The organism is Stenotrophomonas sp. X, from assembly GCF_055721025.1.
The window spans coordinates 1285781-1299492 of the sequence record NZ_CM146756.1 but is presented as its reverse complement, the minus strand read 5'-3'; the positions used below and the strand labels follow the sequence as shown (position 1 = coordinate 1299492).

The following is a 13712-nucleotide window of genomic DNA, read 5'->3' as shown; positions in this document are numbered from 1 at the left end:
CTGGGACGGCATGGGCGTGATCGGCCGACGTACAAGGATGCACCGCGCGAAGGCCGCGCTGGCGCTGGTGCTGGCGACCTGCCTGCCAACCGCTGCGTCCGCGCAGAACAGCAACGACGCCCCCGCATTGGACTGGGAACAGGCACGCCAACGCCTGGAGCAGGTCTCCGATGCGCTGGCGGCCGCTGATGCAGCGGTACGCAACAAGCAGGACCTGCAGGACGCCACGCGCCTGCTGCGCCTGCCGGAGATCACCGGCGAAGTGCGCCGCCTGCAGTTCCAGAAGACCCTGACCCTGCCACTGGGTTCGCTGGCGCCCGTGGCTGAAGCCTTCGGTATCGATTCGCCGCTGTCGTTCACCGAGCGCGACTGGCGTACACGCCCGGTAGTGACCGCGGTGCTGCCGCTGTACACCGGCGGCGTGATCCCGGCCGCGCAACGTGCGGCCAGCGCCGCCCATGAGCAGGCCAACGCCGAGCGCGAGGCGCAGCGCCAATCATTGACCGTGCAGCTGGCCCAGGCCTACTTCGGCCAGCGCCTGGCCGAGCAGGCGGTGGACGTGCGCCGCGACGTGCGCGACGGCCTCAACCGCCACCTGTCCGATGCAGAAAAGCTGGAACGCGAGGGCTTTGCCACCCGCGCCCAGCGCCTGCAGGCCACCGTGGCCCGCGACAAGGCCGAGCGCGAATACCAGAAGACGGTGAACGATCTGGCTACGCTGAAGGCCGCGCTGGCCACGCTGCTGCGCAGTGGTGGCGAAGTGCAGCCGGTGTCGCCGCTGTTCGTGCAGCGCGTGCCGATGGAACCGGTGGCCAGCTTCGAGCGCACGGCGCAGGCGCGCCAGCCGCAGATCGCGCGCTTGCGCGCGATGGTTGCGCAGGCCGAACAGGGCGTGCGCGTGCAGCAGGCCAAGCTGAAGCCGCAGATCTTCGCCTTCGGCCAGTACGACTTCCGTCGCCGCGACGAGATGCTGACCGACCCGGACTGGGCGTTCGGCATCGGCCTGAAGTACACCTTCCTGTCGCCGAACTCGCGGCCGGCGCAGATCAGCGCCGCGCGTGCGCAGCAGGAGCAGGCCGAAGCAGGCCTGCGCGAGGCCGAGAACCAGGTCGCACTGGGCGTGCGCAAGGCCTGGAACGAACTTGAGACCGCGCGCCAGCAGTTCGTGCTGCTCGACAGCAGCATCGCCCAGGCACAGGAAAACCTGCGCCTGCAGGAGCTGGCATTCCGCGAAGGCCAGGCCACCTCGCTGGATGTGATCGATGCGCGGCTCGGCCTGGGCGGCGCCCGTGTCGAGCGCGCACAGGCCGCCTACCAATACGACATTGCGCTGGCACAGTTGCTGGAGATCAGTGGACAGATGGACCGTTTCGAAGAATTCCGGCGGCGTGCGGACGAGGTGATCGACCATGAGTGATGTGCTGCACGACGATGCGACGACGCCACCCGGCAAGCGACGGCTGGGACCGATCCTGCTGGTGGTCCTGCTGGTCGCAGTGGCGCTCGGCCTGTGGCTGGCCTGGCGCAGCCCGGCCGACCAGATCCAGGGCATGGCCGATGCGGACACCATCAACGTAGCTGCCAAGATCACCGCGCGCGTGGCCGAACTGAAGGTACGCGAGGGCGACCGCGTGCAGCCCGGGCAGGTGCTGTTCCTGCTCGACAGCCCCGAAGTGGCTGCCAAGGAACAGCAGGCGCACGGCGCATTGGCGGCTGCGCAGGCGGTGGCCGACAAGGCCGACGAAGGCGCGCGCAGCGAAGACATCCGCGCCGCCGAAGCGAACTGGAAGCGGGCCGAAGCCGGCGCGACACTGGCCGAAGCCACCTACCGGCGCGTGCAGAACCTGTTCAACGAAGGGGTGATGACCCGGCAGAAGCGCGATGAAGCGCATGCCCAGGCCACCAGTTCGCGCGAACTGGCCCGCGCCGCCCGCGCGCAGTACGACATGGCATTGGCCGGCGCCCGCGAGCAGGACAAGCGCGCCGCGCAGGGCCAGGTACAGCAGGCGCAGGGCGCGGTGGCCGAGGTCAACGCCGCGCGAGCCGAAGTGGAAGGACGCGCGCCGGTGGCGGGCGAGATCAACAAGCGCATGGCCGATCCGGGCGAGCTGGTGCCGGCCGGCTATCCGGTGTTCACCCTGGTCGACATCGACCGCATGTGGGTGGCGATGAACCTGCGCGAATCGCAGATGCAGGGCCTGAAGGTCGGCAGCAAACTGCAGGGCAGCGTGCCGGCGCTGGGCCTGGATGGCGAGTTCGAGGTCTACTTCATCAATCCGGCCGGCGACTACGCAACCTGGCGTACCACCCGCCAGTCGTCCGGCTATGACGTTCGCAGCTTCGAGGTGCGGGTGCGCCCGGTACGCCGCATCGAGGGCTTCCGCCCCGGCATGAGCGTGCTGTTCGCATGGCCCCAGCACTGAGCCCGGACCGCAACGGCTTCGCCGCTTCGTGGCGGCGCGAGCTGCAGTCGCTGCGCGGCAACCGTGCCGACCTGCTGCTGGTCACCTTGCTGCCACTACTGATGCTGGTCGTGATGGCATGGATGTTCACGCCGTCGGTGATGCGCGATATCCCGATTGCTGTGGTCGACCTTGACCACAGCAGTGACAGCCGCCTGCTGCTGCGCATGCTCGACGCCAGTCCCGGCGTACGCGTCGCCAGCCAGCCAGCGGACCTGGAGGAGGCACGATCGCAGCTGCGCAGCCTGGACGTGTTCGCCATCGTGCTGGTGCCGCGCGATGTCACCCGGCAGGCGCTGCGTGGGCGCCAGGGCACGGTGTTCGCCTATTACAACGCCACCTACATGACCACCGGCCAGTCGGCGTCGCGCGACATCGGCGACGCGATTTCCGCATGGAACGCACGCCTGCTGCGCGAGCGCATCGGCCTGCAGGTCGGCCCGGGCAAGCTGCGCGCGGCGCCGATCGCGGTGCAGTCGGACATCCTCTACAACCCGGCGCGCAGCTACGAACTGTTCCTGCTGCCACTGATCTTCCCGGCGGTGCTGTCACTGGTGCTGGCACTTGCGGTGGCCGGCAGCCTCGGCCGCGAGATCCGCGATGGCACCCTGCCCGCCTGGCTGGCTCGCACGCCGTGGTCGGCGATTGCCGGCAAGGTCGCGCCGTACCTCCTGCTGTTCTCGCTGTATGGCGCGCTCGGCATCGGCTACCTGGCGTGGCTGCGCGGCGATGGTGTGGCCGGCAGCGTGCTTCTGCTGCTGCTCGCGCAGCCGTTGTTCTACCTGGCCACGGCCGCCTACGCGCTGTTCTTCGTCGGCGTCACCCGCGACATGGGCACCGCGTTGTCTGCGGTCGGTCTGAGCATCGGCACCGCACTGGCGTTCTCCAGCGCTACCTTCCCGGTGCTGGACGGGCCGTTGTTTACCCGCGTCTGGCACCAGCTGCTGCCGTTGAGCGCCTACATCAAGCTGCAGACCCAGCAGCAGTTCATCGGCTCGCCGCTGCAGGTTTCGGCATGGCCGCTGGCTACGCTGCTGTTGATGACGGTGGTGGCCGGTGGCATCGGCGGCCTGCGCCTGATCGCCTTTGCACGCACGCCTGCCGCCGCACAATCCGCAGGGGCTGACGCATGAGCATGCTCTGGCGCAGCCTGCGGCAGACCCTGATGGCGGTGCTGTGCGACCGCTACGCGATCGTGGTGATGGTCGGTGCGGTGATCCTGTATTCGTTCTTCTATCCAGCCGCCTACCGGCACCAGGTGGCCGGCAACCTGCCGGTGCTGGTGGTGGACGAGGACCATAGCGCGACCAGCCGCGAGCTGCTGCGCAAGCTCGACGCACTGCGCGTTGCGCGCGTGGTCGGGCAACCGGCGGACGTCGACAGCGCACGCCAGCAGTTGGAAGCCGGCCACGCCGAAGGCATCGTCGTGATCCCGGCCAACCTGGAGCGCGACATCATGCGCGGCCATCCGGCCAAGCTGGTATTGCTTGGCAACGGTGCCTACCTGGGCCGCGCCAGCTGGGTGCTGGGCAGCGTAGCTGATGCGCTGGGTGCGTTCGGGCGTGATGCGGTGGTCGGCCAGGCCGCCTTCATGGGTGCGCCGCAGGCACCGCCGGTCACCCTGGTGCAGCGCCCGCTGTACAACACGCAGGAAGGCTATGGCAGCGCCATCGTGCCCGGCGTGGCCGAGCTGATCGTGCACCAGACGCTGTTGATGGGCATCGGCGTTCTGCTCGGCGGCCGCCGCCTCGCACTGGGCCGGCGCCTGCGCTTCGACCTGCCGACGTTGGCCGGCATGGCGTTGGGCTTCGGCCTGATCGGCCTGTTCGGCCTGTTCTGGTACGCCGGTTTCACTGCCTGGGTGCAGGACTATCCACGCGGCGGCAACCCGATGGGCCAGCTGCTGGGCGGCACCTTGTTCATCGCCACCACCGTGGCCTTCGGCCTGTTCGTCGGCAGCTTCTTCCGCACCCGCGAGCGCGCCTTCCAGTACATCATCGCCACCTCCATCCCGCTGTTTTTCCTGGCCAACCTATCGTGGCCGGCGGTGATGACGCCGCAACCGCTGGTCTGGCTGGCACAGCTGCTGCCGACCACCTCGGGCATCAATCTGATGGTGCGCCTGAACCAGATGGACGCCCGCCTGGCCGACGTCAGACACGAACTGATCACCCTCACCGTCCTGCTGCTGCTCTACGGCAGCCTCGCCTCCTGGCGCCTCCTCGCCAAAAAAGGGGACGGAGGGAATTAAGTCGTAAGCGGCCGGTTCAAGCGGCGCGGCATGGCCGCTTTGATCCAAGGTTCAGGGGTCCGGGGCGTACCAGAACGGGATGCGGAACGCGCGGCGCCGTCCGGCCCCCCGCTCGCCGCCTGCAGCATTCCACACCAGTTCCAGGTCATGGCGTCCGGGTGCGAGCCCCCGGGTAGGCAGGTACCCCACCAGGCCGCGCATATCCAGGTCACGCCGCTCCATGGGCACGAAGCCATGCAGGTCGACCGGGGTGCCGTCCAGCTTGACCTGCCAGAGCCGGGAAAGGCACTCCACTGCGGCATTGGCGGCCTGTTGCCCGGTGGCCTCATTGCGCGCGTCCGGAAGTGCGGTGCAATGCTGGCGCGCCAGCGGATTGTCGCGTTGCGGGCGATGCGGAATGAACAAACGAAGCTGCGCACCGCTGATCGTGTCCGACGGGATCATCGGGTACGGCAGCAGCTGGTCATGCGCCGAACGCATCGATTCGTAATGCGCACTCAGCATGCCGTGCTCAACCGCCGCTTCCGTGACGATCTGGTAACGGTTGAACAGCGAGAACTTCAACGACGCCATCACCTGCACGGCCGCCAGCAGCATCGCTACCAGCACCGCGAACAGGTAGGCCGCCATGAACGAGCGTGAGCGCAGGTTGCTCTGCATGGTCAGCTGCATGGTCTGCATCAGGCGCAACAGCGGAACCCGTTGCAGTGCCGCCAGCATGCCCTGCAGCAGTCGCTGCGGTCGCTCATGGGGCTGCCCGCGCGCCTGCCGCCGCGCCACGATCTTCTCCAGGATCCCGGGGGTAACAGCCAGCGCCAACATTGCGGCCAGCACGGTGCACAGGGCGAGCATGGCGACATGATCGGCGCCACCGGACAGCGCGCCGATCACCATCGACACACCAAGCGTCAGGACGGCCAGTACCAGAGTGCCCGCCAATGTCTGTACGGCAAGCAGGGTGGTCGAGAACAGCATCGTCGCCAGCCGGTCGGCACGTTCGATGCTGCCATCTAGGCCTCCGTCCCGGGCCTGCAGGAAGGCGCGCGTGACCGCCCCCATTCTTGGCAGGCGCCCCCAGTCAATGCCATCGGGGAAATGCGACCTGAGACCGATCAGCCCGATCCAGTAGCCGCGCACCGTGAGGTGGATGATCAAGGCCACTGCCAGCACATAGCACATGCCGACACTGATGCTGAAACCGAACCAGAGCATCTGGAAGTACATGCCTTCGGTGTGCAGGCTGCTGCGCGCCCAGGCGTCGAACAGATAACCCGGCACGGCCAGCAGCGCGAACGCCAGCAGGCCCGAAATGAAGAGCTCGAGTTCATCGGTGCGATCACGCACCCGATGGGGATGGGCAGTCGCTTCCGGTATCGGGTCGTGCCTTGCGAGCGGTGCCGGTTGGGGAGCTGGAGCCGATTCGTTCACTGGACATTCATCCGTTGAGTCGGCGCAGTATAGGCACGACGCCGGAGTCAGCGATACAGGTCCGGAACGAAGAACGCCGGCGCGGGGCCGGCGTTCGAGTACTGCGATGTGTAAGGGGGAACGGGCGCTGTCGGCAACCGATCAACGATAGACGCGCTCGCAACGGCGCTCGACCACGCGGTCGCCGTTCTTCTGCTGGCTGTTGCCCTGGATCTGGCGACCGGCCGCACCACCGGCCACGGCACCGGCGACGGTAGCCAGCTTCTTGCCATTGCCGCCGCCCACCTGGTTGCCCAGCAGGCCGCCGATCACTGCGCCCGTGGCCGTACCCGCAATGCGGTTCGGATCGCGCGAGTTGCGCTGCACTTCCACGTTCTTGCAGACCACGCGGCTGCCGTCGTTGAACTTGCGTCCCTCATCGCGCGGGCCATACGTCTGCGCGCCGGCCACCGACGAAGCCGCCAGCAGGGTGCCCAGCACAAGCAATCGGGTCGAGGTCTTCATGGCCATCTCCTGAGTTCCGGTATGGCGCAAGTCTCCTCCTGCGGTTGGCAACCGGAAGTGAAATGCGCGTGTCCGCCACCTCATCGGCCATCGCGCGTTCAGGAAGAAAGTCCGCCCATCACGATCAGCCGTCGTGATGGGCGCCGTCTCCCTACCGGCGTGCCACGTTCTAGAACTCTTCCCAACCACCGGCATTGGCCGCCAGTGTCGGCTCGATGCGCGGCGACAGTGCCGCCGGCCTGCGCACCGGAGTGACTGTCGCGGCCACCGCAGCCAGGGCCGGACGCACGGCTGCAGCCGCGGTTGCCGCACCGGTGCGGAACACCGATACCGCCTCGGCCAGCAGGTTGGCCTGCTCCGCCATGGAGCGTGCCGCCGCGCTGGCTTCTTCCACCAGCGCCGCATTCTGCTGCGTGGTTTCGTCCATCTGCACCACCGCCTGGTTGACCTGTTCGATGCCCGAGCTCTGCTCCTGCGATGCGGCAGAGATCTCGGCCATGATGTCGGTCACGCGCTGCACCGACGCCACGATCTCGCCCATTGTGGTGCCTGCCTGGCGGACCAGCGCCGATCCATCGGCGACCTTGCCGACCGAATCCTCGATCAGGCCCTTGATCTCCTTGGCCGCGCCGGCCGAGCGCTGTGCCAGCGTGCGCACCTCACTGGCCACCACCGCAAAGCCCCTGCCCTGCTCGCCGGCACGCGCGGCTTCCACCGCCGCGTTCAAGGCCAGGATGTTGGTCTGGAAGGCGATGCCGTCGATGACGCTGATGATCTCGGCGATCTTCTTCGACGAGGCTTCGATGGCCGACATCGTGGTGACCACCTGGCCGACCACCTCGCCGCCCTGCGAGGCGACACCATGCGCGCCGATCGCGAGCTGGTTGGCCTGGCGTGCATGCTCGGCGTTCTGCTTCACGGTGGAGGTCAGTTCCTCCATCGACGCCGCCGTCTCTTCCAGGTTCGCCGCCTGCTGCTCGGTACGCCGCGACAGATCGGTGTTGCCCGAGGCAATCTCGCCCGCTGCCAGGTTGATGCTGGACGCACTGGACTGGATGCGGCCGACAATCTGCTTGAGCTGATCGACGGTGGCATTGCAGTCATCGCGCATGCGGGCGAACACGCCGTGGAAATCACCTTGCATGCGTACGGTGAGGTCACCGCGCGAGATCGCCTGCAGCAGGGTCGACACCTGTACCAGGTTCTGGTCGGTGGTCTGCATCAGGCGATTGAGCCCGGCCACCATGTCGCGGAAATCGTAGGCGAAGCGATCTTCGTCACCGCGCAGGCTGAAGTCGCCTGCCGCGGCCGCTGTCGCCAACCGGCGGATCTCGCCGTTGATCGCCGACAGGCTGGTCTTGGTCTCGTCCATTGCCTGGGTGATCGCCGCCTTCTCGCCCGGCAGCGGATCCATGTCCACCGACAGGTCGCCCTGGGCGTAGTGCTTCATCACTTCGATCAGCCGGTTCTGCACCTGCACATGCGAGCCGACCAGCGCATTCGTCTCGTGCACCATGCGCCCGTAGTCGCCGGGGAAGGCACTCTCGTCCATGCGATAGCTGAGGCTGCCGGCATCGTGCTGGCGGGCCAGCTCGCCCTGCGCCGCCATCACCGACTGCAACTGCGCCTGCATGCGCTGCATCGACCTGAGCAGCTGCGTCACCTCATCGTTGCCGGACGCGTCGATGCTGTTGTCCAGCCGCCCGTTGGCGATGCCGTCGGCCAGCTTCACCGCACCTTCCAGCGGGCAGGTCAGGCTGCGGGTGATGGCCCACGCGGCCAGCGAGCCCAGTATCAGGCTCAGCACACCGAACACGATCGACAGCGTGCCGGTCCAGGACTCGGTTGAACGGTATTCCTCGCGGCTGCGCGCGGTCAGTGTCTCCTGATGCCGCAGCAGGGTCGAGATCGTCTCGTTCCATGCGGTAGCCAGGCCGTGCTCGGCGAGCAGTTCCTTGGCCGCACCGTCGAAATCACCGGCCTTCATGCGCTCGTGCAGATGCTGGGTGGAGGCGTCGGTGGCCTTGCGTGCCGCGTCGATCTTCGCGACCAGGGTATCGCCAGTGGCGTCGCGCGGAATCTTGATGTACTTGGCCCAGATACCGTCGTAGGTCTGCGACAGCTCCTGCGCCTTCTGATAATCCTTGTCGAAATCCTCGCCGCGCTTGATCACCATCAGCCGGCGGTGCATCAACACCGCGTTGTTGGTATCCAGCATCTCGTTCAACAGCCGCATCTTCACCATGTTGACGTCCACCACTTTCGAGAACTGGGCGGACTTCAGATGGTTTCCGTACAGCGCCAGGCCGACGATGGCCACGATGAACAGCAGCAGCAAACCGAACCCGGCACCCAGCCGGGATCCCACTCGGAGGTTGCGTAAGGCGAGCATCTCAATTCCCTTGATCATGGCCGTATGATCGATGGCGGCGCAGGCAGGGGAAACTTTATGGGTCGATATTATTATATCGATCCAAAACTCCGGAACTGTGCAGACAGGTGTGAAATCAGACAACCCACGAACGCGCTATATCCATAAGGTATATCGCCATGTGTACCGAGAATGGGATCAGGCCGGGCCTGCCTCCCCGGTATCCAGCATTACGGAGCAGCAGGCCCCGGGAAGACCAGATCCTTCCCGAGCCTTGCCGCATAGACGCTCTCGAACTGGAAGGAGAGCACAAACCGGAACCCGCACGTCGCGGTGTAGAGCTTGATGAAGCGGCAGATTTCCCCCCAGGCGCTTTCAAACCCGCTCGCGCGGAAATGAAACGAACCCAGCAGACCCACCTGCCACTCGGCTTCAATCCCTTCCGCCACGACAGCTTCCGGTGGGTCGACGATGCCGAACCCGAAGCCGGTGTTGGATGCTGGAAGATGCCCATGCAGACCGTCAGTACCGTCGGAGTACTCGGCCTGGATCGAATCCAGGGCGTGCAGCAATCTACAGCTAAGAAATCCCGAAAGACTCAAGCTCCTTCAATGTAATGAATCGAAGCCTTTCACCTCTCAAAGCCGAACCATTCAAGAATTCGCCATAGCCGCATACACCACACTGAAATGCGGGCGTAAAACTAATCAACCCCATATATGCCCGCATATACGCCTCCCCGCAGCGGGAACACACCCTGTCAATCTCGACGGCGACCAACTCCTCCATCAGATCTCTGACAAACTGCGCGACACCGTCATCACTTGCGTTTCTCAACTGGGTCGCACGCGAATGCACGCGCCCAACATCCGCTTCCCCGATCTCCGCGAATGGATATTCATCCAATCGACCATCCATATTCACAATCAAGTCAAAGCCATAGCTTAGGAATGGTTCTCTGCGAACCTCGCCCTCGCATTCCATAACCCATTGGATCAGTGCCTCAACAACACCCCTCGCACCCGAATTATTATTTACGCTCGAAAGACCTGAAATCAGTCTATTCCTCAAAATTCCCGACAAGCGAGCCATTACTCTCCACCCTTTATTGGAAACGTTGTAATCAAGTTTCCCGCCTTATCTGTAAACACTTTGATGACGGAGGTTGGCTGCCCCCCCATCCTTCAGTGAAGATATCCCAATCGGCCTTCCAACATCAACAATACGAACGTATTGTCCTCCAGGAATTTCATAGACAGGAGAGCGAACAACAACCGCGCTTTGTAGAACCACCTTGAGCTCATCCGGATTAATACTGAAGATGGATCTATTTCCAGTTGGTGACTTTCCAAAGTGCCCATCTAGAACATGCTGAAAGCCCGCAGAAACCGGAGCCCCTGAGTCGCGCAAAGGCGTTGTTCGTGTCCGTCCGTTGGCCAGATTGACTCGCGAAAGCACTACACCACGCTGAACTGGATTTCCTGGAGCACTGAAACCCCCACCGTCATTGGTTACCTGTAACTTTGGCGGATTGGAATTTTCCGGACGAGAGAAGCCCTTCTCGTACCCAGCCGGCACGGAATTCGTTGTCGACGCCTCATCAGTTGGTCTGAGCGCTCGTGGCCGCGTTACACCAAGACCGCCCGTCTGAGGCAAAAGCCCAGTCCTGTTCACAAATCTCACTGCTCCGATGTTGGCCAAGGCCCCCATCGTCAACGTCAGCGCTCGTCGATTCTCTTCGCTCGCGCCACCCAACGTTGCGGCAATGAACGCGGCACTGGCGATAGCACTTGAAGCTTGAGCGTCATGTACAGCGAAGAAGTTCCTAAGCTGCATTGCTGAGGGAAGCAAGTCTTCGGAACGAGTTATTTCAAGCCCAGACTGCTTCAACGCAGCATCGTACAGGCGCTCGTTTGTCCCTTTGCCACGATAGATTAAATCTTCAAACCACGAATAGTTTGCATCCTTGTATGCCTTCTGGTCAGCCCCCAAACCGACATAGGGTCGCCCATAGGACTGCGACGGGTTGATTCCCTGCAATTCGCCAGGATTCAGAGAACCACTGTTGGCGAGGAACTGCTTCTGTAGCTCCGGAAGGTCTAGCGGACCGTTTTGCAGTTCGTAACGATTGATATAAGTCGCGAGATCTGCGGCTTGAACCTCAGTCAGGGTCTCTCCTGCCAACGCCTTCCGGAGCAACCCCGCACTCATCTGGTCCGCAGCATCAAGCAGAACCAGTTCCAAGGATTCCTGTTTATCCAGCCCCCCCTGCCGCTTGGCCTTCTCGCGGAGATGCACCATCCGAGCATGATCGTCATTGCCAAGGAAATTGTTCTCAACCGAATTCTTGGCAATCCCCGCATCCAACGCAATCCCGGCCAGATCCTGCCCTGACAACCCACTCGCCAGTGCACCCACCGCCTGCGACAACGCCAGCACCATCTCCTTCTGCTCCGGGCTCAGCCTGGAAGGGTCTCCTCCGGTCAACGTATTGGTCAGCACCTTCGCGGCCAACTCGCCGCCAGCCGCGGAGACCGCTCCGGTTCCCGCACTGCCACCATTGGCTTCTGCCAGCAGCGCACCCAACACCGCATGCGACAGCAATTGCAGAGTCGCATTGGGATCGCTGCCGTGATTCGGGTCCAGCTTGCTGCCGATGAAGTAAGCGGCATAGGGCGCCAGCGCATTGGACGCGACCTGACCGGCGCCCTGGCCGCCTATGCCCCCTACCACAGCCGTCGTCAATGCGCTCAGGGCACGACTGTAATCACCACCATCACCCCATTTCTTCGCATCGTTATAGGCCTGGCTGTTTGCCGTCAGCACCGCATCGCGCTGTTCCGCGCTAAGCGCGTTGAACGCCTTTTTATCATCGCTTGATAGGCCATCGTACATCGACGTGGTAGCCGCCATTGCCGGCAAACAGGCCGCTCTGCTGGCCGACACCCTGATAGCTGCCGCTGGCCTTGCCTGCGCTGGCATACCCGTCGGCATTCCTCGCGGTACCGAACGACACCTGCACGCGGCCACCCACCTGGCTGTTCCTGGACATGCTCTCGGCGATGTCCTGCAACGACTCGATCGTCAGCGTGCCACCGGTCTTGACGTCGATGCGATCAGCGGTCGCCGTGGCACCACGCAGCGTGGTATCGCCCTCGGCCTTCATCGAGATGTTACTGCGCGCCTCGCATCTTCTGCGGGCGATCATTGGGCTTTCGCGCCGCGTCGACGTTGATGATCGGATCGATCAACGGCGACTTCGCCCCCGTAGAACCGATCCCACTCAGCTCCACCTAGTGCCCCCCTCGTGAATCACCCTTGCTGTCATCGCCAGTGGTTGAAATCCCCTTAAAGATCAAGCCCCGGCCCTCACGGAACGGCGATTCCCTTCCAGATCAGGCAATGGAACTCACTAAAGGGCCGCGCGCATCGTCAGTGAAAAATCTAGTGTCCAGATCCCGCGCCGGCTCCATCCCTCCAAACACACTGCGCGCTCCACTCAGCAACTTCAATTGCTGGAAATGCCGATGCAGCATAGGCATGGCCACGGCAACATTCGACCAATCCATGTCGAATGAAAAATCGAAAATTATCGTCCCGTCAACCTTAAAGACACGAATCAACAACGCTGGAATATAGACGGCAGATCCCAACCTAAAACCATTGATCATCTGGATCATGCAAGAGCTGCATGGGAAGCCGTCGACACTTCCTGCAAGCCAGTCGCCAATCGCTATCGGCTCGCCATCCAGCTCGGTCCGCGAGACGGAATCAGCCATGCGACCGATCGATTCCAGCACCGCGGACAGAACGCATCATTCATCAATAGCTCCCCCTCAGATCCCGTCAGCGACCGAATGGGTCAAGACCCTTGTCCATGTTTCGGATTCATCCTCCTTCGTCCGACGTCTCCGCCCCCAGCAGCACTTAGATCTACGGACTGAAATAACTACCATCTTCCAGCTTCCAGACAAAACCGCTAGGAACCCATCCATATCCAGGCTTGGCAACCCAGAACATGTCCGGATCCCAGTCCAACTCAGGCGGCCACGCCGCCATGAAACGCTCAATCTGCTCATTAACGGTACCGCCCCAAAAACCATTCACATCTTCGAGCCTGGCCCTCCCCTCCCTCAAAACAGCACCCAACCCCCACCGGAAGAACTGCTTCCTTTCTTCAAACGAAAGACCCGGAAGATAGTCAAAACTATTCCACCAGATCACATCAACATCAAGAAGCTCCACCCTACCAATAAATTCCCTTGCATCAAGATCACCCAACCAGTTATTGATCACTTGAACTTAATCTCCACTCTTTTTGCCCTGACCCCATTCGGCGACATTATATCTATAGTCCACTTCGCACCAGTAACATTGCTCGAACTAGAACCATTTCTTAAATTTATACTCACACCATCCTTTCTGGTGAGAGTATAGACCTCAGCACTCGAACCCCTGATCATAACCGACTTAGGGAGGGGCAATGAATCAACACCACCCAATTGCATGAAATAGCTCTTTACAAGATTATCAGACGCCCCTTGAAATATTGGCGCATTAATACTATTTACGGGATCGGCGCGCATGAATTTCCCATCAATCGTTATTGTAAAATCCTTTGGCCTCAATGCAGGATCCGCAAACTTCGATATTACATCATTCATTAGATTGTTAGAATGAGCAACCGGATCACGAC

13 protein-coding genes are annotated in these 13712 nt (G+C 62.9%); 4 read left to right on the top strand and 9 right to left on the bottom strand.

Features of this window, described 5'->3' with window-relative positions:
- The first annotated feature begins 10 nt into the window (after positions 1-10).
- The 4 genes from ACZ75I_RS05915 to ACZ75I_RS05900 are packed head-to-tail and all read left to right on the top strand — an operon-like array spanning position 11 to position 4713.
- Positions 11-1417 carry a TolC family protein gene (locus ACZ75I_RS05915; RefSeq protein ID WP_180869326.1) on the top strand — a complete coding sequence of 469 codons (1407 nt, stop codon included), beginning with the start codon at positions 11-13 and terminating at the stop codon, positions 1415-1417.
- On the top strand, positions 1410-2423 hold the full coding sequence (locus ACZ75I_RS05910; RefSeq protein WP_180869329.1) for an HlyD family secretion protein: 1014 nt from the start codon (positions 1410-1412) through the stop codon (positions 2421-2423). Before ACZ75I_RS05915 ends, ACZ75I_RS05910 begins: the two co-directional genes overlap by 8 nt.
- A complete protein-coding gene (locus ACZ75I_RS05905) occupies positions 2408-3595 on the top strand; it encodes an ABC transporter permease (protein WP_180869331.1) in 1188 nt (395 codons plus the stop codon). Before ACZ75I_RS05910 ends, ACZ75I_RS05905 begins: the two co-directional genes overlap by 16 nt.
- Positions 3592-4713 carry an ABC transporter permease gene (locus ACZ75I_RS05900; RefSeq protein WP_472958813.1) on the top strand — a complete coding sequence of 374 codons (1122 nt, stop codon included), beginning with the start codon at positions 3592-3594 and terminating at the stop codon, positions 4711-4713. Before ACZ75I_RS05905 ends, ACZ75I_RS05900 begins: the two co-directional genes overlap by 4 nt.
- A 51-nt stretch (positions 4714-4764) precedes the next feature.
- On the opposite strand, the gene ACZ75I_RS05895 is transcribed toward ACZ75I_RS05900, so the two are convergent.
- The 9 genes from ACZ75I_RS05895 to ACZ75I_RS05855 form a co-directional block, all read right to left on the bottom strand.
- Complete coding sequence (locus tag ACZ75I_RS05895) at positions 4765-6057, bottom strand: hypothetical protein (protein WP_329846370.1); 1293 nt, start codon at positions 6055-6057, stop codon at positions 4765-4767.
- Positions 6058-6282: 225 nt separating this feature from the next.
- Positions 6283-6651: a glycine zipper 2TM domain-containing protein gene (locus ACZ75I_RS05890; protein ID WP_005415760.1), complete on the bottom strand. Its 369-nt coding sequence runs from the start codon at positions 6649-6651 to the stop codon at positions 6283-6285.
- A 163-nt stretch (positions 6652-6814) separates the two neighbouring features.
- The gene (locus ACZ75I_RS05885) at positions 6815-9037 is read right to left on the bottom strand and encodes a methyl-accepting chemotaxis protein (RefSeq protein WP_472958812.1); all 2223 of its coding nucleotides are present in this window, start codon (positions 9035-9037) and stop codon (positions 6815-6817) included.
- Positions 9038-9246: 209 nt separating this feature from the next.
- Positions 9247-9588: a hypothetical protein gene (locus ACZ75I_RS05880; RefSeq protein WP_258009444.1), complete on the bottom strand. Its 342-nt coding sequence runs from the start codon at positions 9586-9588 to the stop codon at positions 9247-9249.
- A 7-nt stretch (positions 9589-9595) separates the two neighbouring features.
- Complete coding sequence (locus tag ACZ75I_RS05875) at positions 9596-10108, bottom strand: hypothetical protein (protein ID WP_472958811.1); 513 nt, start codon at positions 10106-10108, stop codon at positions 9596-9598.
- Positions 10109-10153: 45 nt separating this feature from the next.
- Positions 10154-11929: a VENN motif pre-toxin domain-containing protein gene (locus tag ACZ75I_RS05870; RefSeq protein WP_472958810.1), complete on the bottom strand. Its 1776-nt coding sequence runs from the start codon at positions 11927-11929 to the stop codon at positions 10154-10156.
- The gene (locus ACZ75I_RS05865; RefSeq protein ID WP_258009446.1) at positions 11886-12182 is read right to left on the bottom strand and encodes a hemagglutinin repeat-containing protein; all 297 of its coding nucleotides are present in this window, start codon (positions 12180-12182) and stop codon (positions 11886-11888) included. The genes ACZ75I_RS05870 and ACZ75I_RS05865 overlap by 44 nt, the downstream gene beginning before the upstream one ends.
- A 229-nt stretch (positions 12183-12411) precedes the next feature.
- Entirely contained in the window at positions 12412-12795 is a 384-nt protein-coding gene (locus ACZ75I_RS05860) for a hypothetical protein (RefSeq protein ID WP_180869344.1), read from the bottom strand.
- 154 nt (positions 12796-12949) lie between these two features.
- Positions 12950-13312: a hypothetical protein gene (locus ACZ75I_RS05855; protein WP_134967847.1), complete on the bottom strand. Its 363-nt coding sequence runs from the start codon at positions 13310-13312 to the stop codon at positions 12950-12952.
- Positions 13313-13712: the final 400 nt, after the last annotated feature.